The 19,893-nt window shown below is 65.3% G+C and carries 17 protein-coding genes; 7 read left to right on the forward strand and 10 right to left on the reverse strand.

All coding sequences use genetic code 11. The features are described 5' to 3' along the window. Nucleotides 1-10 precede the first annotated feature (10 nt). Nucleotides 11-697 carry a hypothetical protein gene (locus AQ619_RS13640; protein WP_062148669.1) on the reverse strand — a complete coding sequence of 229 codons (687 nt, stop codon included), beginning with the start codon at nt 695-697 and terminating at the stop codon, nt 11-13. Between the two features lie 1,213 nt (nt 698-1,910). Here AQ619_RS13640 and AQ619_RS13645 point away from each other — a divergent pair. The 4 genes from AQ619_RS13645 to AQ619_RS13660 all read left to right on the forward strand — a co-directional run bounded on the left by AQ619_RS13645 (nt 1,911) and on the right by AQ619_RS13660 (nt 7,563). Next, nucleotides 1,911-2,441 carry a hypothetical protein gene (locus AQ619_RS13645; RefSeq protein ID WP_062148672.1) on the forward strand — a complete coding sequence of 177 codons (531 nt, stop codon included), beginning with the start codon at nt 1,911-1,913 and terminating at the stop codon, nt 2,439-2,441. Nucleotides 2,442-2,466: 25 nt separating this feature from the next. Then, complete coding sequence (locus tag AQ619_RS13650) at nt 2,467-4,479, forward strand: TonB-dependent receptor plug domain-containing protein (protein WP_062148676.1); 2,013 nt, start codon at nt 2,467-2,469, stop codon at nt 4,477-4,479. Between the two features lie 306 nt (nt 4,480-4,785). Beyond that, nucleotides 4,786-5,289 carry a hypothetical protein gene (locus tag AQ619_RS13655; RefSeq protein ID WP_062148680.1) on the forward strand — a complete coding sequence of 168 codons (504 nt, stop codon included), beginning with the start codon at nt 4,786-4,788 and terminating at the stop codon, nt 5,287-5,289. Nucleotides 5,290-6,288: 999 nt separating this feature from the next. Then, entirely contained in the window at nt 6,289-7,563 is a 1,275-nt protein-coding gene (locus AQ619_RS13660; protein ID WP_062151677.1) for a M20/M25/M40 family metallo-hydrolase, read from the forward strand. A 104-nt stretch (nt 7,564-7,667) separates the two neighbouring features. Here the strand turns inward: AQ619_RS13660 and AQ619_RS13665 are convergent, their stop codons facing one another. The 4 genes from AQ619_RS13665 to AQ619_RS13680 form a co-directional block, all read right to left on the reverse strand. Then, nucleotides 7,668-8,144 (reverse strand): PepSY domain-containing protein, encoded by a 477-nt coding sequence (locus tag AQ619_RS13665; RefSeq protein WP_166504254.1) that lies wholly within the window; start codon nt 8,142-8,144, stop codon nt 7,668-7,670. A 120-nt stretch (nt 8,145-8,264) separates the two neighbouring features. Further along, nucleotides 8,265-9,632: a M23 family metallopeptidase gene (locus AQ619_RS13670; RefSeq protein ID WP_062151680.1), complete on the reverse strand. Its 1,368-nt coding sequence runs from the start codon at nt 9,630-9,632 to the stop codon at nt 8,265-8,267. A gap of 245 nt (nt 9,633-9,877) precedes the next feature. Then, nucleotides 9,878-10,573, reverse strand: coding sequence for a response regulator transcription factor CtrA (gene ctrA, locus AQ619_RS13675; protein WP_062148684.1), 696 nt, complete (start codon nt 10,571-10,573; stop codon nt 9,878-9,880). A gap of 413 nt (nt 10,574-10,986) precedes the next feature. Next, the gene (locus AQ619_RS13680; protein WP_062148686.1) at nt 10,987-11,763 is read right to left on the reverse strand and encodes a LytTR family DNA-binding domain-containing protein; all 777 of its coding nucleotides are present in this window, start codon (nt 11,761-11,763) and stop codon (nt 10,987-10,989) included. Between the two features lie 121 nt (nt 11,764-11,884). Between AQ619_RS13680 and AQ619_RS13685 the strand changes: the two genes are divergently transcribed. The 3 genes from AQ619_RS13685 to AQ619_RS13695 are packed head-to-tail and all read left to right on the forward strand — an operon-like array spanning nt 11,885 to nt 14,718. Then, nucleotides 11,885-12,907, forward strand: a complete 1,023-nt coding sequence (locus AQ619_RS13685; protein ID WP_236849476.1) for an alpha/beta hydrolase family protein — start codon at nt 11,885-11,887, stop codon at nt 12,905-12,907. A gap of 57 nt (nt 12,908-12,964) precedes the next feature. Beyond that, nucleotides 12,965-14,302 carry a flagellar protein export ATPase FliI gene (gene fliI / locus AQ619_RS13690; RefSeq protein WP_062148688.1) on the forward strand — a complete coding sequence of 446 codons (1,338 nt, stop codon included), beginning with the start codon at nt 12,965-12,967 and terminating at the stop codon, nt 14,300-14,302. After that, nucleotides 14,299-14,718, forward strand: a complete 420-nt coding sequence (locus tag AQ619_RS13695; RefSeq protein ID WP_062148690.1) for a hypothetical protein — start codon at nt 14,299-14,301, stop codon at nt 14,716-14,718. Before fliI ends, AQ619_RS13695 begins: the two co-directional genes overlap by 4 nt. A 16-nt stretch (nt 14,719-14,734) precedes the next feature. Here the strand turns inward: AQ619_RS13695 and AQ619_RS13700 are convergent, their stop codons facing one another. The 5 genes from AQ619_RS13700 to AQ619_RS13720 all read right to left on the reverse strand — a co-directional run bounded on the left by AQ619_RS13700 (nt 14,735) and on the right by AQ619_RS13720 (nt 19,887). Next, a complete protein-coding gene (locus tag AQ619_RS13700; protein WP_166504255.1) occupies nt 14,735-15,154 on the reverse strand; it encodes a DUF4282 domain-containing protein in 420 nt (139 codons plus the stop codon). 119 nt (nt 15,155-15,273) lie between these two features. Next, a complete protein-coding gene (gene flhA / locus AQ619_RS13705) occupies nt 15,274-17,376 on the reverse strand; it encodes a flagellar biosynthesis protein FlhA (RefSeq protein WP_062148696.1) in 2,103 nt (700 codons plus the stop codon). Between the two features lie 121 nt (nt 17,377-17,497). Beyond that, nucleotides 17,498-18,868 (reverse strand): sigma-54-dependent transcriptional regulator FlbD, encoded by a 1,371-nt coding sequence (gene flbD, locus AQ619_RS13710; RefSeq protein ID WP_062148699.1) that lies wholly within the window; start codon nt 18,866-18,868, stop codon nt 17,498-17,500. A gap of 27 nt (nt 18,869-18,895) precedes the next feature. Further along, nucleotides 18,896-19,231: a flagellar motor switch protein FliN gene (gene fliN, locus AQ619_RS13715; RefSeq protein WP_062148702.1), complete on the reverse strand. Its 336-nt coding sequence runs from the start codon at nt 19,229-19,231 to the stop codon at nt 18,896-18,898. Between the two features lie 5 nt (nt 19,232-19,236). Continuing rightward, the gene (locus AQ619_RS13720) at nt 19,237-19,887 is read right to left on the reverse strand and encodes a FliH/SctL family protein (protein ID WP_062148705.1); all 651 of its coding nucleotides are present in this window, start codon (nt 19,885-19,887) and stop codon (nt 19,237-19,239) included. Nucleotides 19,888-19,893: the final 6 nt, after the last annotated feature.

The raw sequence follows: 19,893 nt of genomic DNA on the forward strand, positions 1-19,893 counted from the left end.
CGGCGGTCTCCTAGTCGCAGCGGTGCGAGGGCAGCAGCGAGACACCCACCGCCGGGATCGGCTGGGCGCGGGCTTCACTGACCCCGCCCTGGCGGCTGAGGTCGGCGTCCGACGGCAGGGGCCGCTTGCCGTCGCCCTCGCGGCAGCCGCCGATCTGGATCTGGGGATTGGCGAGATCGGCGAAATAGATCGGATAGCCGCCGCGCGGCCGGATGGTCCACAGGTTGCCGCGCTTCAGCTCGCACTCGCGGGTATTGGCGCACCAGGAGGCCGAGACCGGGTAGTCGCAGGTATTGATCAGCCGGTAGCGCCCCTCGATGCCCCATTCGGTGCGAACGCCGGTCGGCTGCACCCTGAGGCAGGCGGTGGCGTCGTTGAGGCTGTTGTGCAGCTTCCGGGTCTTGCCCGCCTGATAGGCCTGACGCGCGGCGGCGTCGTCGCGCTTGCTGCTCTCGGACGCCGGTCCCCCGGCGGCCAGGGCGGCAAGATCCACCATGGGACGGCTGCTCATCCCCACGGCGGCCGAAGGGCCCTGCGGCTTCAGCAGCTGGTCGATCAGGGCCTGGGTCTCGGCGCTGTTATAGCCGAAATAGCTGGGCGGGGGCGGGGGCGGGGGCGGTGGAGCGGGGGTCCCATTGCCTAGGTTGTCGGCGAGCTTCAGGACATCATCAGCGGGCATCTTCAGCAGGTCGGACATTGTCGGTGTCGTCTGGGGTGGCGCAGACGGCAGGCTCCGGGCCTGTCCCGGGTTCGTGGAAGATCCGGCGGTGCCTTGCGACGGCGGGGCCATCGGCCTGGCCGCAGACGCGTGCGATCCGGATGAGACCAGTCCCTTGGCGACCCGAAGGAAGCAGGCGAGCGAACCTTCGATATTGTAGCCTAAAATGTAGGATCCATACCTTCCGCTCGCATAGAGATCTTGGACGTTTGAGGTTTCGTCGAGGAGCTTCTTTCCGTTTGGACCGGCACTAGCCAGCGCCAACGCATCAACGGCCGTTGCCATAAGGTTCATATACATCATGCTGCCCCGGTCAGGGCCGTAAGTGTCCAACCTAGACTGCAGGTCTCTCGCCATTGTAGCGTCGCAACCTGCCAGTATCGCGGCGCGATCCGCCCGGGAGCCGGGGCCTATTTCAACCTGTGTTTTGAGCCCCTCTCGCCCCCCGAGGTAACTTTGGATCAGGCCTTCCCGCTGTAGTAAGCGCGTCGCGTTTTCAGACAACGACGCCTGCGCCGAGGCCGCGCCGGGCAAGACCACAGCGCCCGTCGCCAGCGCCGCCACAACCCCTGTCCAGAACCGCCGCTTGGTCATGCTTGCCCCCATGGACCTTGAGGTTGGCATCGAGGCCCTGACGAGACAAGTCCCCGGCATAGCGGCGTTCTGTGAGAGCAAAGGCCAATCATGCCCGCCTGGGGCAACCGCGCCCCGGTCCCGCCTATGGGTCGGGGATGGCGGGAAAGGGCGGACATTGGGAGCCCCTGATCAGGCCCGCCCCATCGCCAGGGCAGGCCTCCCGTAGGGCGCCGCGAAGGCCCTTGAGCCCCGGTGCGGCAAAATGCCCATTTTAACTATCCCCAGACAAGAGGGGCAGCCCGTATCGTCAAAATATCTTTAATTCTGTTGAATCTGATTTCAATATTATTTGAGATCTTACCCAATTCAACAACAGTTCAAATTGAGATAAGCTAATATAAACACCTATCTAAATGTAAAATCAATTGCATGCTCAATATGAAATAATGACACGGGAAATATTATCTGACAAAGACTGACTTATGTGATAGATGTTCTTTCAGAACAAACGCTTCAATACGATGGCACGGCAGGCCCATAAGTTTCTGTTTAACAGTCGCATTCACTGATCCCCGCCACAAGAGCCCGGCTGAACCTGGGCAGGGGAGTATTTGACATGTCGAAGAACACCAAGTCGGGCGCCCTCATCGCCTGCGTTCTGACCCTCGCCGCGGCACCGCTCAGCGCTCACGCTGACGCCGCCAAGGATATGCAGGTTGCGGGCCGGGCCCTGACCTTCCTCGAAAACGGACCGACCGGCAAAGCCATCCTCGGCGTGGTCTTCGATCCGTCCAAACCCGCTTCAGTGGCCGAGAAGAATGCGGTCATGGCCGCGATCGGCGGCGGACTGAACGCCGGCACCCTGACCCTGACCGGCAAGCCTGTCGAAGCCGGTGACGTTGCGGGCGTCTCGGGCGTCGCGGCCCTCTTCATCACCACCGGCGTCAATGCCGGCCCGGTCGGCGCTGCCGCCAAGGGCAAGAAGATCATCACCATCGGTTCGGACATGGCCTGCGTCACCAGCGGGGCCTGTGTGATGAGCGTCTCGGCCGATCCCAAGGTGGAAATCGTGGTCAACCGCTCGGCCGCCGCGGCGGTCGGGGCGGTCTTCAAGGCCGCCTTCCGCATGATGATCCGCGAAGTCTGACCCCAGCCCCGAAAGAGACACAGCCATGAAAACGACTCTCTTCGCCGGCGCTTCGGTCGGCCTCATCCTTCTGGCCTCGACCACCACGGCCTCCGCCCAGTCGATCGACTATGGCGCGATGGAGCAGCTGTTCAACGAGCCCGTCACCACCTCGGCCACCGGCTCGCCGCTGCGCTCGACCCAGGCCCCGGTCGACATGACCATCATCTCGGCCGCCGACATCAAGCGCTCCGGCGCGACGGACATTCCCACCATTCTGTCGCGCGCCGCCGGTGTCGACATCCTGCCCTTCGCCGCCGGCGCGGCCGAGCTGAGCGTGCGCGGCTACAACCAGGCCCGCTCGCCGCGGATGCTGGTCCTGATCAACGGCCGCCAGGTCTATCTCGACCACTTCGGCTATACCGACTGGGCCACCCTGCCGATCGCGCTGGAAGAGATCCGCCAGATCGAGCTGGTTCGCGGCCCCAACAGCGCCCTGTTTGGCTTCAACGCCGTCTCGGGGGTGATCAACATCATCACCTACAATCCCAAATACGACGACACCAACAGCGCCACCGTACAGGCCGGCACGCTCGGCTATGCCTCGGCCAACCTCGTCAAGACCATGGCTCTGGGACCGGTCAAGGCCCGGGTCTCGATCGGTGCCAACCAGCAGGACGAGTGGAGCAATGCGGGCTCCTCGGTGCCCCTGTCGCTGCTGTCGGATCCCTGGAAGATCTATGCCGCCTTCGATGCGGTGACCGAACTGTCGCCGAAGACCGACCTGCGCCTTGAAGGCAACTGGTCCAATTCGGGCCAGTCGGAAATGCTGTCCGGCTACACCTATGTCGGCCACAAGGTGAAGACCGACTCCATCAAGGCCACCCTGATCTCCGACACGCCCTACGGCGCGATGGAGGCCCAGATCTATCTGAACCAGCTCGACTCGACCGCCCTGCCCCTGCGCTACGAGAACAATATCTGGGTCGCCAAGGTTCAGAACCTGGTCAAGATCGGTTCGGACCACACCCTGCGCGTCGCCCTCGAATATCGCGACAACGAGGTCAATACGACGCCGGTCCGTGGCGGCATGGTCCGCTACACGGTCCTGGCGCCCTCGGCGATGTGGAACTGGACCGCGACGGACAAGATCACCCTGACCGCAGCCGCCCGCCTCGACAGCCTCAAGCTCAGCCGCACGGGTGTATTCCCGGCCGGCGTCCGGCGGACCAGCAACAGCGACTGGGACCAGTCGATCAAGGAGGTCAGTGTCAATCTCGGCGCCGTGGTTCAGCTGTCGGAGGAAGGCACCCTCCGCCTGCTGGCCGCACGCGGTGTCCAGGCCCCGACCCTGGTCGAACTGGGGTCGCGTCAGGTCCTGCCGACCACCGCCCCGCCGGTCGGCATCGCCACCCTCGGCAACCCCGAACTGCAACCGGCCATCATCACCAGCTATGAGGCGGCCTACGAGCATGCCCTGACCAAGCTGGACGCCCGCGTGGCCGTGAAGCTGATGGTTCAGACCACCGAAGACGTGAAAAGCGGCGTTTCCAGGCTGCAGATCGACGTTCCGGCCACGGCCACCACCTATGCCGCCCTGACCTATTTCAACATCGGCAAGTCCGAAATGAAGGGCTTCGAGGTCTCGGGATCAGGCAAGTTCGGCGACGGCTTCCGCTGGAGCGCCGACACCACCTATGTCAACATCACCGACACGACCCTGCCCGGCTATAGCGCGGTCCGTCGCCTGATCGCCTTTGGCGACACCTCTCCCAGGTGGCGGAGCAATCTGGGTCTGGGCTGGGCCAAGGACAACTGGACCGTGGACGGCTACGTCAAGCGGGTGTCCAAGTTCAACTCCTACACCTCGACCCAGACCCTTGAACCGGTCAAGGGCTACACCACCGTGGCCGGGCGGGTTGCCTATGACCTGAAGTCGGGCATCACCCTGGCCCTGAACGGCCAGAACCTGATGAACGAGAGCCAGGCCCAGACCAAGGGCATCAGCGGCCTGCGGGCAGAGCGCCGGGTGATCTTCGGTGTGACCAAGACCTGGTAGGCACCGACTAGCGCTGGAGAGCGAGGGGCCCCGCCGGAAGGCGGGGCCCTTTTCCGTTGGCCGTCCGGCTGGGCGAGGACAGGTGCGAGCACGGTCCTGACCTCATCCTCGGCCTGCAAGCCCTGGCCGACCCGGCGCGATGGACAGTGGCGGACATCCTGAACCCTCTGTCTCTTTGAGCGTGGGGTTCTGGGGGACGGTGACAGTTCCACCCTTCCCCGGCCAGAAGGCGAATATTGCACCTGTCAGCGAATTGCGGAGTCTGTTTCAATGACTTCGATGACCTGATGGCGGAGATCGCTCGACATGACCTCGCTGACCAAATCCGTGCGCCGAATGCTTACAGTCGGGATCGCACTGTCGGCCCTCTGTGCTGGCAGCGCCAGTGCCAAAGCGGACTCGATTGTTCAGAAACTGAATGAGCGAAATATCAACTACACCGTAAGTGATGACAATTACATCTACGCGAAGTTGAAACTGAAAAGTGGTCGATCACAAACCATCGTGATCTCAGGAAGCACTCAACAGATCATGGGGCAGGATGTTCGCCTCATGCTGTCTCCCGTGGCGCAGGTCCCGGAGGGCCAGGGCAATGCCCGCATCCCCCTCGATCCCATGGCGCAGGATTTGCTGAAAAACAACAGCGACATTCTTATGGGCGGCTGGGACTTTTCAGGAGGCTACCGTTACTTCCAGGTCAAGATAATCGATAATGTAGATGCTGCAACTCTACAGAAATTGATGCTGAACCTTGGTAGCTTTGCCGACCGGAAGGAAATGGAGAGCGGCGGAGAACGCGACCAGTTCTAGGGCCTGGGGCGATTAGCAAGGCCCTAGCCTCGGCTTGGCAGTGACACCATTCGGGTGACTGTGCTCTCCATAGGCGCAAGGTGCCGCCTCCGTTCGTGCGCCCGGGGTCAGCGAGGCCCCCGCGCCCTCTCCACTCAGTCTCCGTCATCCCGCGACGTGTTCGCGGGATCCATCGTTCCGCTGTACCGTGAGCGACCAATGAACCGCCGACCGTGAAGCCGACACATGGGTCCCGGAGACGTGCCCCGGGATGACGGGGTTTGGTGGAGGCGGCGGCTGCACGGCCTGCAATACCAGTGCACGACCCTTGCCACATCAAAAGAGGGCGAAGGGGACAGGTCCTGCGCCGGCCTCTATTCCCGTGCCCGCACGGGGATAGACCCGCCCCAACCTCAACCCATTCCACGCCCTGCCCTCTCCACCCTGCGTCACGATCGAAAATCGACGCAGCCCCCTTCGGGATGACCCCATACTTCTCCTCGCCCCGCCTCAGGGGAGGCCGTCCAGCTGGCGACCTGACGGGTGGCGGGGGCGGTTGTACGGGGCCACCGGTCGGACGACTGTCCGGGCCGGCCGGCTTAATGTGAGGGCGGGGGACGTAAGCCCGCCCATCGGAGGAAGGCCAAGCCTCCGCCCGTCCGAAGGTCCGCTCCGGGTGCCTCCGGAATCGGCGTGGCTGCAGCCCAAGGCTCAAGTCCGTCGCGAGGAGGGCGAGATCCGGGTGGGGCAAAAGGCTGAACAGGCCTGCGCGCCCCGGCCAGAGGGAAAACGATCGCGCGGAGCGCTCCGGCCACGGCCGAAACGGTACTCCAACCCTCCACATCCGGGCCTGGCCCGGACGCTCCGCCGCCTCCCCACACTCGCCGCTTGCACCGGCGAGGGCGTGAACCCGTGTCCGCGTGGTGTCACTGGATGACACCGGCCTGACCTGCCCCTAGGCTAAGGCCCGCCAGTCAGGGATTCCCGCGCATGACCAAGACCCTTCTCCGCTCCGCCTCAATGATCGCCTTCGGCGCCGCGCTGCTCGCCGGGCCGGCGCTCGCCGCGCCCAAGAGCGATCCCGCCGGCACCGTGCGCAAGATCGTCGGGTCGCCGGGCTTCAAGAAGGCGGTCGAAAAGCTCGATGCCGACTATGATCGCACCATTGCCGACGTCATCACCCTGACCGAGATCCCGGCCCCGCCGTTCAAGGAAGAGGCCCGCGCCAAAGCCTATCTGGAGATGCTGAAGGCCCATGGCCTCAGCGACGTGTCCATGGATGCCGAGGGCAATGTGATGGGCATCCGGCCCGGCACGGCGACCAGGGGCAAGGGCCCGTTCGTGGTCATGGCCGCCCACCTCGACACGGTGTTTCCGGAGGGCACCGATGTGAAGGTCCGGCGTGAGGGCACCAGACTGATGGCCCCGGGCATCGGCGACGACACCCGCTCGCTCGCTACCCTGCTGGCCTATGTGCGGGCCCTGGACGCGGCCGGGATCAAGACGAAGAGCGACATCCTGTTCGTGGGCAATGTCGGCGAGGAAGGTCCCGGCGACCTGCGCGGCGTGCGCTATCTGTTCAACAAGAGCGCCTTCAAGGGCCGGATCACCGCCTTCTTCTCGATGGACGGCTCGGACCCGTCGCGGATCGTCGACGGCGGCACCGGTTCCAAGCGCTATCACGTGACTTTCAAGGGTCCCGGCGGCCACAGCTACGGGGCCTTCGGCACGGTCAATCCGATGACCGCCATGAGCCAGGTCGTGGTCGATCTCTATGCCGTCGAGGTGCCCAAGGAGCCCAAGACCACCTACTCGGCCAGCGTCACCGGCGGCGGCACCTCGGTCAATTCGATCCCGCACGAGGTGTTCATGGAGTTCGACATGCGCTCGGAGAGCGCCGCCGAACTGGCCAAGCTGGACCAGACCCTGATCGGCCTGCTCGACAAGGCCACGGCGGCCGAGAATGCGGCCCGCTCCACCCGGTTCGGCAAGATCAGCTATGAGCCCAAGGTGATCGGCGAGCGCCCGGCCGGCAAGACGGCCGGCGACCAGCCGATCGTCCAGCTGACCTCAGCCGCCATCAGCGCCTTCGGCTTCACGCCGGAGCACGGCATCTCCTCGACCGACTCCAACATCCCGATGAGCCTGGGCATCCCGGCCGTGACCATCGGCTCGGGCGGCAAGGCCGGCCGGGCCCACGCCCTGGACGAATGGATCGACATCGAAAAGGGCGAGAGCCTGAAGGGCATGCAGGTCGGCCTGGCCGCCCTGCTCGCCGTGGCAGGGGTCGACTAGAGCGTTTTCCGAGAAGTGTGAAACGGTTATCGGAAAACGCTCTAAACTTTTGATTTAGAGCCCTTTTCGCCCGACCCTGATGAAGCCATCAGGTCGGAAAGGGCCTAGAGCGCCAGGATCAGGACGGGCAGGACCGCCCCGGCGGCCAGCAGGCCCCAGCCCAGCGTCTTGTCGCGACCATGGGTCAGGGCCATCCAGACCCCGATCAGGGTCGAGATCACCAGGCCGATGGCCACGACCAGGAAGACGGCTCGCAGCATGAGGACCGTCAGCTTGGTCGGCTTGGCCTTGGCCGGGGCAGGCGCAGCCTTGGCCGGGCCGGCCTCGGGTTTGGCCGGGGCGGCAGCACGGACGGGCTTGGCCTCGAAGACCTGCTTCATGTGCACCCGGCCCAGCTTCTCCGCCAGGGGCGCGGGCTTGTAGCCGGGCCCTGACTCGTGCAGGCCATAGAGCTGATAGGCCCCGGTCACCGCGAAAAACAGCACGCTGGGCGCGATGAACAGGCCCAGCCAGCTATGGATGCGGCGCAGCAGCATCAGGCGCAGGGCGGGATTGGCGCGGGGCTTGGGCGTTGCGGTCATGGAAATGGCCTTGCAGGAAGGGAAACGGCGGCAGGTCGCGAACAGGCTGCGTCTCATGACCCTGCCGGGGGATCGCTCCGCCCGCCATGGGCTGGATCAATTCTCGGAGCGCGACGGGCCTTAACGCAGCTTCGGCGCGCCTTCGCTGCGGAGGTCAGCCAGGGCCAGTTTCGGGGTCGCCTCGCCGGCCACAGCCGTTTCGCCCTCGGCCAGCATGCGGTCGATCCGCGACTTCTTGACCTTGAACGAAGCCAGTTCGCCGCCGCTGAGCACCGTGCCCTGCGGCACCTTGGCCCCGATCGGATTGACCCTCTGACCGTTCAGCCAGACCTCGTAATGCAGGTGTGGACCGGTCGACATGCCGGTCGAGCCGACATAGGCCACGACCTGGCCCTGACGCACCTTGGTGCCGGCCCGGATGCCCGCCGCATAGCGCGAGATATGGGCATAGCCGGTGTCCCACTTGCCTGCGTGGCGGATGCGCAGCCAGTTGCCATAGCCGCTCCAGCGACGGGCCTCCAGCACGACACCGTCGCCGGCCGCCAGGATCGGTGTGCCCTGGCCCGCCCCGAAGTCCACGCCCTTGTGGGCGCGGTTGAAGCCGAGGATCGGGTGACGCCGGGCCCCGAAGGTCGAGGTGATGCGAGCCCCGTCGACCGGGGTGCGCAGCAGGAAGCCCTTGATGTTCTTGCCGGTCTCATCGAAGAACTGGGTCTTGCCGTCGCGCTCGAAGCCGTAGAAGCGCTGGCCCTTGACCTCGGCATAGTCCAGATCGCCGGCCTCGATGGTGCGGCCGCTCTCGGTGACCTTGCGGTCGAACACCAGGCAGAACCTGTCGCCCTCGTGGATATCCCGCGAGAAATCGATCTTGTGCGAGAACAGCTTGGCCGCCTCGCTGATCACGGCCGGCGTGCCGCCGACATTGGCGACGCTTTCATAGAACGAGCCATTCATCTCGCCACAGGCGACCTTGGTCTCGTCGCGGACCTCTTCTTCGAGCTCGCGCAGCTTCAGGGCGCCGTCAAAGGTGCGTGACACTGTCAGGGTCGATGACGGGCTCGTGCGCATCGACAGGCCGATCAGGCGGGCCGGACCACGCTGGCTGCGCCTCTGGGCGATGGCCGCCTCGAAGGCCATGCCGGCCTTGATATTGACGGTATCGATGGCCCCGTGCAGGGCAGCGACGACCTGACGGGCCTCTTCGGGGGCCACCCCGGCGCGCTCGACAGCGCCTTCGAGGGTTTCGCCCGGCCGAACCTTGACCGGTATGCTCTGCGGCCGGTCGAAGCCGGGCTGGGCCTCGGCACTGGCAAAGGCGACATGCTGCAGGGCGACCAGGGCGGCAGGATCCAGGGCCGCCTTGACCGGATTCGGCACATCGGCGGCCGTCAGCTTCCAGCCAAGGCCAAGGGCGGCCATGCCGGCAATGGCAGTGAACAGCCGGGGCGCCAGACGCAGGGTCGGGCGTCGCGGATCAAATTCTTGCATCGGTCCCCCATCGGTTTCGATGCCGCGCGAGGTCAAAATGACACGGCCAGGCTTACCCCAGCAAACGCTGCGCCGGAACATGGCCATGAGCCTTTTCAGCAGCAAGCACTATTCCGTGCTTCGACCGATTTGTCACGGATCAGGTCAAAGGTCTGGCCGGCCGAGAGGCAAGCCGATGATCGCAAAAGGAAAACGCCCGCCTTACCGGGCGAGCGTTTTCCGTATTCAGATGAGGCTGGTGCCGATCAGGCGGCGTTGACCTGCTCGTTCGGATCCCGCAGCACGTAGCCACGACCCCAGACCGTCTCGATATGGTGCTTGCCCTGGGCCGAGGCGGCGAGCTTCTTGCGCAGCTTGCAGATGAAGACGTCGATGATCTTCAACTCCGGCTCGTCCATGCCGCCGTACAGGTGATTGAGGAACATCTCCTTGGTCAGGGTCGTGCCCTTGCGCAGGGAGAGCAGCTCCAACATCTGGTATTCCTTGCCGGTCAGGTGAACGCGGTTGCCGTTCACTTCGACCGTCTTGGCGTCGAGATTGACGATGATGTCGCCCGTCTTGATGACCGACTGGGCATGGCCCTTGGAACGACGGACCACCGCATGGATGCGGGCGATCATTTCGTCCTTGTGGAAGGGCTTGGTCATGTAGTCGTCGGCACCGCCCGAGAAGGTCTTCACCTTCGTGTCGATCTCCGAAGAGCCCGACAGGATCATGATCGGCGTGTTCACCTTCGCCACCCGCAGGGTGCGCAGAACATCGAGGCCGCTCATGTCAGGCAGGTTCAGGTCCAGCAGGATCAGATCATAGTCGTAGATCTTGCCGAGATCGACGCCTTCTTCACCAAGATCCGTCGTATAGACGTTGAAGCCTTCAGACTTCAGCATCAACTCGATGGTCTGCGCTGTCGCGCTGTCATCCTCGATCAACAGTACGCGCATGAGCCCCTCCACGCCACTCGGTGGCGTTATTCGACGTCTTGGCGGAAGCCGCCTGATTAACCCTGCCTGCACTTTGCGGCGAGTTAATTTAAGACTGGTTAATGGTGAATGATCTCGTTGGACGAATGGTTAATCTGATTTGCGAATCGGGTGCAAGCGGTCGCTGAGTCGCACGGCAAATTTGTCGAGTCCCCTTGCGAGGCCGGCCAAACCGCCCTTTTTCGTCAGGGAAAATGGCCCAAAGCCGGGCCCTGTGGGAGTTCCAGGGGCACTGAGCCGACACCGACTTCGCCCGCCTGACTTTGGACTTCGCAACACCGTTGCGGCGTTCTGCCGCAAAGTTTTCGCCCGCTTTCAGGCTCCCGCTGCGCCGGGCTCAAATCATCCGCGACAGCCGGTCGCGGGGCCCGGGCTCAGATATCGGTGGACAGCCAGCCGGCTTCCCGCAACCGGGCCACCGAAGCGCGCGAGACCGGCGCAGACAGGTCGCCCTTCAATTTGAGCTTGAGGTTGCGGCCGTCTGCCTCGATCTGAAGGACAGCCGCCCGCGCCACCCACCAGGAGCGATGGACCCGCAGGCCCTCATGGTCACCCAGGGTCGCGATCACCCGCTCAAAGGGGCCCTCGACAAGACGCGAACCGGCGGCGGTGTGGATGCGGACATAATGGTCCTCCATCCGCAGGCAGAGGACGTCACCGGCCAGGGGCGACACGGGCGGCGGCGCATCGAGGATCGCCGGCGCGACCCGGGGAAAACCCTCGCCGCGGCCTGCGGCAAGAAGACAGCGACCGATGACATAGATCGCCACGAGCGGCGCCGAGATCACCAGGCTCTGCCAGTACCAGTCGAGCGGCGGGAGCGCGATCCGGGGCCAGAACAGCCGGGCGAGCTGGGCGACCAGCAGGGACAGCGGGACGCTGGCGACAACAACACTGCCCGTCAGGGCCAGGGCGGCAGGGATTGTCCACCATCGGGCCAGAGCAAGGCCCAGCCTGCAGATAACGCCCAGCACGAGGGTGGCGCACCACAGGGCCAGCACCCAATAGATGACCAGGGGCGCGACGCCGCCGTTGAGGAAACTGCCGAAGGGGCCAATCAGGCCCAGGAAGGTGCCCGCGACCGTCGCAATGGCGAGGTCGATCGCCCACTCGTGCGGCGTTCCGATCCAGGATTTCTTCGGCCTGCCCATACCTCCCTATAAGCACAGTTCGCCGGTTCGCGAACCCGTTCGCCCATTCGCGCAGGCGCACTGGCAGGCCTGCGGCTGACGCGCAAAAGCCCTCTTCACATTCCACATGAGGAGGCCTTCCGTGCTACCCGTTTCGTCATCTCTCGCCTGCTGGCTCAAGACCGGCCTGCTGCTTCTGGCCCTGCTCCTCCTGCTGACGGCCCGACCGGTGCATGCCGAGAGCCAGATCGGCTTCCAGTTGGTCCAGGTTCCGGATCCGCAGGGCACGCCTATCGAGGTCGGCATCTGGTACCCGACAGCCACGCCCGCCACACGCCCGGTTCCGGGTCTGGGCGACACGCTGCTCGCGCCCAACAGCCCGCTTCTGGGCAAGGACCTGCCGCTGGTGGTCATGTCGCATGGCAATGGCGGCTGGTTCGGCGGCCATCATGATACCGCCGAGACCCTGGCCCGGGCTGGCTTCGTCGTCGCCGCCCTGACCCACACCCATGACAATTTCCGCGACCAGAGCCGGTCCACTGACCTGGCCAGCCGGCCAAGGCAGCTGCATGTGCTCATCGACTACATGCTGGCCGACTGGCCCCAGCACGGGCAGCTGGATCCCGGACGCGTCGGGGCCTTTGGCTTCTCGGCAGGTGGGCTTACCGTGCTGGCTGCGGCCGGCGGCGAACTTGATCTGACCCGCGTGCCGGCCCACTGCAGCTACCATCCGACCCATTTCGACTGCCGCCTCATGACCCTGCAGCCGCCGCCTGCCGATGCGCTCGCCGCACCCTGGATCCATGATGCGCGGATCAGGGCCGCGGTCGCGGCGGCCCCAGCACTCGGCTACGCCTTCACGGCGAAGAGTCTGGCGTCGATCACCCTCCCGGTTCAGCTTTGGCGAGCCGAGAATGACGAGATCCTGGTCGATCCCTTCCATGCCACGGCCATCCTCCATGCCCTGCCAGTAAAGCCCGACTATCGCGTCGTGCAGGGTGCCGGGCACTACGATTTCCTGACGCCCTGCCCGCCCGGCATGGCCAGGGAATTACCCCATCTCTGCACCAGCGCCCCGGGTTTCGACCGTGCGGCATTCCACCTCAGCTTCAACCGGGCGGTTGCGGCGTTTTTCACCGCCAACCTGCCTCCGAAGCAGCCCTAATTTCACAGGTGGTTAACGCTGTCGGCGGAGGATGGACCCTCATAGCCGAGAGCTGATTTGCGTAGCCTGATTGCCGCCATCGAACGTATCGATCCGCTGACCATTTCCGGTCGCGTCGCTGCCGTGAATGGCCTCCTGATCGAGGCGCGCGGCGGGCTGACGCGGCTGGCGGTCGGCGCGCGCGTCGAGATCGACCGGCTGGGCCTGCCGGTCCTGCCGGCCGAGGTCGTCGGCTTCCGGGAAACCCGCGCCCTGCTGATGCCCTTTGGTCCCGTCGAGGGCGTCGCCCCCGGTGCCGAGATCCGCATCATGCCCGAAGGCGCAACGGTGCGCCCGACCAAGGCGTGGCTCGGCCGCATCATCAATGCCTTCGGCGAGCCCATCGACGGCCTTGGCCCCCTGCCCCAGGGCGAAGTGCCCTACCCGCTGAAAACATCACCGCCGCCGGCCCACGCACGGGGTCGGGTCGGAGAACGTCTCGACCTCGGCGTGCGCTCGATGAACGTCTTCACCACCACTTGCCGCGGCCAGCGCCTGGGCATCTTCGCCGGCTCGGGCGTCGGCAAGTCGGTGTTGCTGTCGATGCTGGCGAAGGAAGCAACCTGCGACGCCGTCGTGGTCGGGCTGATCGGCGAGCGGGGCCGCGAGGTGCGCGAGTTCATCGAGGAGACCCTGGGCGAGGAGGGCCTCAAGCGGGCCATCGTCGTGGTCGCAACCTCGGACGAGCCGGCCCTGACCCGTCGACAGGCCGCCTATATGACCCTGGCGATCAGCGAGTATCTGCGCGATCAGGATCTGGAAGTCCTGTGCCTGATGGACTCGGTGACCCGCTTCGCCATGGCCCAGCGCGAGATCGGCCTCGCCGCCGGTGAGCCACCGACCACCAAGGGCTATACGCCAACCGTCTTCACTGAACTGCCCAAACTGCTGGAACGTGCCGGCCCCGGCCCGATCCGGCCCGACGGCAGCACGGCGGCCCCGATCACCGCCCTGTTCACCGTTCTGGTCGACGGCGATGACCACAATGAGCCGATTGCCGACGCCACCCGCGGTATCCTCGACGGCCATATCGTGATGGAACGCGCCATCGCCGAGCGGGGCCGTTTCCCGGCAATCAATGTCCTGAAATCGATCAGCCGGACCATGCCGGGCTGCCAGTACGACCATGAACGCATGATCGTCAAAGGGGCCCGTCAGGTGATGGCCGCCTATGCCAATATGGAAGAACTGATCCGCATCGGGGCCTATCGCGCCGGGGCTGATCCCATCGTCGACCGCGCCATCCGCCTCAATCCGGCCATCGAAGAATTCCTCAGCCAGGACAAGGACGAGGCCACCAGCCTCGATGATTCCTTCGGCCACCTGGGCAGTATCCTTGAGAGTGACCACGCATGACCAAATGGGCCGCATCCCTGATCCGGATCTCGACCCACGAGGTTGAGACCCTGCAGAAGCGACTGGCCGACATCGTCGAGCGCCGTATGGCCGCCGAGCTGCGTGTCGTGATGCTGGACGCGGAAGCTGAAGCCGAGGCCAAGGAGGCTGAGGGCTCGGCTGAAGCCGGTTGGTACATGATCGGCTACCGCGAAGGCTCCAAGCGCAAGCGCGCCGACATGATGCTGCAGATCGAGCAGTGCCAGATCGAGGAACAGGGGGCTCGCGACGCCCTGTCCCTGGCCTTCGAGGCGCTGAAGAAATACGAGCACGTCGCCGAGGCGGCCAAGGTCCTTCAGCGCAAGAAGCTGGGTGTCATCGAAAACGCCCAGCTCGATGAGCTGGGTCTGCGCCGCCGCGCTGTCGCGGGCGGCTAGATCCTTCTTCGCCCGTTCAGGCCTCGGGAGGCGGACGGGACAGGATCGAGGCGTGATCGGCGTCGCTGGTCTGGCGCAGGGCGCGCAGATCTTCACTGATCCGGAAGATCGCGACATAGAACTCGCAGAACGCCCGCCACAGCAGGACCATCGCCCCGGCGACCAGCAGGCCGGCGATCAGAACGGGAAATGCCAGCAGCAGCGAACCGATGCCGGGCTCCTTCAGGGCCAGGCCGACAGCCGCACCGACCACCGAAAAGGCAAACAGGGCGACAACGCCAAGGCCTGCCCAGTAGATCAGGTGAATCACCGGGCCCGTGACAAGGCGGTCGAAGGTCAGCAGGTCCCACAACAGGGCGCTGGTGGATTTTGTCTTCTTGACCGGAGGCATACGAACAGACCCGAAACCGGCGGGAAAACCGCCGCCTTGACGCATCGCTAGCAGCGCAAAGCCTGCTTCGCAATGCCGAGCCGGCCACAGCCCTTGGCGGAGAAAGCCTCACTTGCGACCAGCGGCCACGAGGCTCGTCCGGATCGAGGCCCTCCCGGTTAGGATCAGACCATGCCCACGGTCTTGAGGCGGGCCCGAGGATGGATCTCGTTCTGGCTCATCACCACGGTCTGGCCGCGGAAGCGCTCGATGATCGACCGCACATAGGGCCGGACCCCCGGGCTGGTCAGCAGGACGGCGGCTTCGCCTTGCAGGGCCGCACGTTCAAAGGCCTCGCGGACGCCGCGAATGAATTCCTGCAACCGCGACGGGGCGAGGGCCAATTGCTTGTCGTCGCCCGGCCCGACCAGGGATTCGGCGAAGGCCTGCTCCCACTCGGCCGACAGGGTGATGATCGGCAGGGCCCCGTCGTCGCCGCGATTGGCCCAGCACAGCTGGCGAGCCAGACGCGCGCGGACCTGTTCGACCAGCTGGGTGACCGAGCTGGTATGGGGCGCGGCCTCGCCGATCCCTTCCAGGATCTGCGGCAGGTCGCGGATCGAGACGCGCTCCTTGAGCAGGGCCTGGAGCACGCGCTGAACGGTCGTGGCCGTCGCGACGGAGGGGATCAGGTCGTCGACCAGCTTCTTCTGGCCTTCCGGCAGGTCCTTCAGCAGCTTCTGGACTTCCGAATAGGACAGCAGGTCGGCCATGTTCTCCTTGAGGATTTCGGTCAGGTGGGTCGTCAGGACCGTGGCCGGATCGACGATGGTGTAGCCGCGGAAGGTGGCTTCTTCACGCAGGTCGTCAGCCACCCAGGTCGCGGGAAGGCCGAAGGCCGGCTCGCGCACGTGCTCGCCCGGCAGTTCGACCTGGCCGCCGCGCGGATCCATGGCCATCAGCATGCCCAGACGGACCTCGCCGGCCCCGGCTTCCATTTCCTTGATGCGGATGGCGTAGCCCTGATTGGCCAGGCGCATGTTGTCGAGAATGCGCACCGGCGGCATGACGAAGCCGAACTCGGTGGCCAGGGTCTTGCGCAGGGCGCGGATCTGGTCGGTCAGGCGACGACCATCGAGATCATTGATCAGGGTCAGAAGGCCATAGCCCAGCTCGATCTTGACGTCGTCGATGGCCAGGGAGGCGCTGATCGGCTCTTCCTCAGGTTCGCTGGCGACGGCGTCGGCGAGGGCAGGGTTCAGGGGCGGCGGCTCCTTGGCCGACATCGCGCGGCGATAGGCCAGGAAGCCTGCGCCCAGCGACAGCACGGCAAACGGGATGATCGGCATGCCGGGGATCAGTGCCATGACGCCCGAAGAGGCCGAAACCATGCCCAGGGCCACCGGGTTCATCGACAGCTGCGTGGTCAGGGCGGCATTGGCCGAGCCCTCAACCCCGGCCTTTGACACCACCAGGCCCGCCGCGATCGAGATGATCAGGGCCGGAATCTGGCTGACCAGGCCATCGCCGATAGTCATCAGGGTATAGGTGGCTGACGCCTGGCCGATCGGAATCTTGTGCTGAAGGACACCGATCAGGATGCCGCCGATGATGTTGATCGCGGTGATGATCAGGCCGGCGACGGCGTCGCCCTTCACGAACTTGCTGGCGCCGTCCATGGCCCCGAAGAAGGTGCTTTCCTGCTCCAGATCCTTGCGGCGCTGCTTGGCGGTTTCCTGGTCGATCAGGCCGGTCGACAGATCGGCGTCGATGGCCATCTGCTTGCCGGGCATGGCGTCCAGGGTGAAGCGGGCGGCGACTTCGGCGATCCGGCCCGAGCCCTTGGTGACGACCATGAAGTTCACCACCACCAGGATGATGAAAATGATCACCCCGATGATGAAGTTGCCCTGCATCATCAGGTTGCCGAAAGCTTCGATCACCGCGCCGGCCCCGTGCGCACCTTCGTGGCCATGGCCCAGGATCAGCCGTGTCGAGGCGATGTTCAGGCCAAGCCGATAGAGGGTGGCCACGAGCAGGACGGTCGGGAACGACGTGAATTCCAGCGGCTTCTTGATCAGCACCGCAGTCATCAGGATCAGGACCGATCCGGTCAGCGAAATCGCCAGCAGCAGGTCCAGCAGCATTGGCGGGACCGGCAGGATCAGCAGGACAATGATGCCGACGACGCCGACCGCCAGGCCCATTTCGCCGCGCAGAATCCCCGCCCACAGCGAACTGGCGCTGGGCATTGCACTGCTGGTCTTGGGGAGGGCCGCGTCTGCCATTCAGTGCCTGGTTCCTGTTCCGACGTCCCCGCGCATGAAGCGATTTGGGCGGGGTCGCCAGGTCCTCAATTCAACTCTGCCTGCGGTGACGTCCGACTGAGGGTCGTCACCGGCAGGGGCATCAGGCGGCGGCGGAGCCCATGCCGCCCTGCGGCGGCGGCACCGAAATCCCGGCGTCGCCGTACTCCTTGAGCTTGTTTCGCAGGGTCCGGATCGAGATGCCCAGGATGTTGGCCGCATGGGTGCGGTTGCCCAGGCAGTGCTCGAGGGTGTCGATGATCAGGTGCTGCTCAACCTCGGCCACGGTCGAACCGACAAAGGCGCGCGACACGGCATCGGCGGCCATCTGGGCGCCACGGGCCACGGCGGCGTCCGGGCTGGGAGCCATGGGCTGACCGTCCGGCAGGCGGATGGCGAACTCCTCGATCTCCGCGCCGGACGACAGCAGCACCGCACGGTGCATGGCGTTCTCCAGTTCGCGGACATTGCCCGGCCAGCGATGGCCGATCAGGCGACGCTTGGCCTCGGCCGAGATCGGCTTTTCCGCCACGCCATTGGCCGCCGAGTACTTCTTGATGAAGAACTCGCAGAGGCTCAGCACATCGGCCGGACGTTCGCGCAGCGGCGGCAGGCGCAGGTTCACGACATTGAGGCGATAGAGCAGGTCTTCGCGGAATGTGCCGTCCTTCACGGCCTGGGTCAGGTCGCGGTTGGAGGTGGCGAGGATGCGGATGTCGACCTTGACCGGCTTCTGACCGCCAACGCGGTCGATCTCGCGCTCCTGGATGGCGCGCAGCAACTTGGCCTGCAGGCGGGTGTCCATTTCGCTGATTTCGTCCAGCAGCAGCGTGCCGCCATTGGCTTCCTCGAACTTGCCGATGCGACGAGCCATGGCCCCGGTAAAGGCACCCTTCTCGTGGCCGAACAGTTCGCTTTCCAGCAGGTTCTCGGGGATGGCAGCGCAGTTGACCGAGATGAAGGGGGCCTTGGCACGCCGCGACTTTCCGTGGAGATAGCGGGCCATCACCTCCTTGCCCGAGCCGCTTTCGCCGGTGATCAGGATCGAGGCGTCGGACGGGGCCACCTGGTCGGCCAGGCGGATGACGCTCTCCATCGACGGATCGCGGACGATCATCGGGCGTTCGTCATCGGTGACTGCAGACAGGACCGCCGCGATCAGCTCCGCATCCGGCGGCAGGGGAATGAATTCCTTGGCCCCGGCCTTGATGGCGGCAGCGGCGCGCATCGGATCGGCGTCGACCCCGCAGGCAACGACCGGAACGCGGATGCGCTCGGACTCGTTGGCCGCGATCAGGCCCGCGATATCCAGCGAGTAGTCGACCATCAGCAGGTCGGCCCCCTGGCCCGCCCGCAGGGCATGGGTCGCCTGCTCGATCGTCTCGACGTGCGAGACCTTGGCCCCCGTGTTCATCGCCATTTTCACGGCGACCGAGAGCTGTCCGTTCAGTTTACCAACGACGAGAAGCCGCATGATCCTGTCCTCCTTGACGCGTCAGGCTCAGCCCGCCGCGTCGCCGTCCTTGATGATTTCCGTCATGGTCACGCCCAGGCGTTCGTCGACGACGACCACCTCGCCCCGGGCCACCAGCCGGTTGTTCACATAGATATCGATGGCCTCGCCGACCTTGCGGTCCAGTTCGAGGATGCTGCCCTGGCCCAGCTGCAGCAGCTGGGCGACGGACATGTGGGCGCGGCCGAGCACCGCCGAGATATTGACCGGAACATCGAACACCGGTGCCAGGTCGGAAGCGATCTTGTCGGCGATCTCGACGGGCATTTCCGAGGCCAGCATCTGGCCTCCGAACTCGTCGAGCGTGAGATTATCTTCGGACATGGCAGTCAGCTTTCGCTAGCGGGAAGCAGGGGTTCGGCGTGGAGTCCCTCAGCGGCGATAGCGGCCTCAAGGGCTTCGGCGACCCGACGGGTCGCCTCGTCTGGATCAAAGGCGGCGCGGCCGTCGCCCCAGTCGAAGGTGAAGGCAGCGGGCGGCATGCCGCTGTCGGCCCGCGCCACGATCTGGCCCGGGAAACCAATGGCATGGGCCGTTTCTTCGAGCGCAGCCTGGGTCCGTTCGACCAGGTCCTGGGACACCCGGACGGTGATCCTGGGCTGGGCCTCGACTTCACGGGCCAGAGCCACCAGGGCGGCGCTGGCCGGTGCCTCGGGGAAACGTTCGAGGGCGGCGTCAGCGATCTTGCGGCCTGCAGCAAGAGCCAGCATGGCCGATCCCGAGCGATGTTCGTGGGCCACGGCGGCGAGGGTCGAGAACGCCTCCTGAACGGCACGGGAGATGTCTGCCAGGGCATTGGCGGCGTGCTGCTCGGCCCGGGCCACCGCCGAGCGCTCGCCCTCGGCATAGGCCAGGGCCTTGGCGGTCTCGACCTCCTCCGGCGTGAAGCTGCGCTTCACCTTCGGCGCCTGATAGGCCACACCGCCGCCGTCGTCGAAGACGGTGTCGAAGGCGAAGCGCTTGTGGGGGATGTCGGTCATGTCGCC

This window comes from Caulobacter henricii (genome assembly GCF_001414055.1).
Taxonomy (GTDB): Bacteria; Pseudomonadota; Alphaproteobacteria; order Caulobacterales; family Caulobacteraceae; genus Caulobacter; species Caulobacter henricii.

Coding starts and splice junctions, on each gene's coding strand:
- AQ619_RS13665 (WP_166504254.1), bottom strand. CDS start 8,144: ATGACCGCAACGCCCAAGCCCCGCGCCAATCCCGCCCTGCGCCTGATG.
- flhA (WP_062148696.1), bottom strand. CDS start 17,376: ATGGCAGACGCGGCCCTCCCCAAGACCAGCAGTGCAATGCCCAGCGCC.
- AQ619_RS13700 (WP_166504255.1), bottom strand. CDS start 15,154: ATGCGTCAAGGCGGCGGTTTTCCCGCCGGTTTCGGGTCTGTTCGTATG.
- AQ619_RS13655 (WP_062148680.1), top strand. CDS start 4,786: ATGACCTCGCTGACCAAATCCGTGCGCCGAATGCTTACAGTCGGGATC.
- fliN (WP_062148702.1), bottom strand. CDS start 19,231: ATGTCCGAAGATAATCTCACGCTCGACGAGTTCGGAGGCCAGATGCTG.
- ctrA (WP_062148684.1), bottom strand. CDS start 10,573: ATGCGCGTACTGTTGATCGAGGATGACAGCGCGACAGCGCAGACCATC.
- AQ619_RS13680 (WP_062148686.1), bottom strand. CDS start 11,763: ATGGGCAGGCCGAAGAAATCCTGGATCGGAACGCCGCACGAGTGGGCG.
- AQ619_RS13720 (WP_062148705.1), bottom strand. CDS start 19,887: ATGACCGACATCCCCCACAAGCGCTTCGCCTTCGACACCGTCTTCGAC.
- AQ619_RS13640 (WP_062148669.1), bottom strand. CDS start 697: ATGTCCGACCTGCTGAAGATGCCCGCTGATGATGTCCTGAAGCTCGCC.
- AQ619_RS13650 (WP_062148676.1), top strand. CDS start 2,467: ATGAAAACGACTCTCTTCGCCGGCGCTTCGGTCGGCCTCATCCTTCTG.
- AQ619_RS13645 (WP_062148672.1), top strand. CDS start 1,911: ATGTCGAAGAACACCAAGTCGGGCGCCCTCATCGCCTGCGTTCTGACC.
- AQ619_RS13670 (WP_062151680.1), bottom strand. CDS start 9,632: ATGCAAGAATTTGATCCGCGACGCCCGACCCTGCGTCTGGCGCCCCGG.
- AQ619_RS13695 (WP_062148690.1), top strand. CDS start 14,299: ATGACCAAATGGGCCGCATCCCTGATCCGGATCTCGACCCACGAGGTT.
- AQ619_RS13660 (WP_062151677.1), top strand. CDS start 6,289: ATGATCGCCTTCGGCGCCGCGCTGCTCGCCGGGCCGGCGCTCGCCGCG.
- flbD (WP_062148699.1), bottom strand. CDS start 18,868: ATGCGGCTTCTCGTCGTTGGTAAACTGAACGGACAGCTCTCGGTCGCC.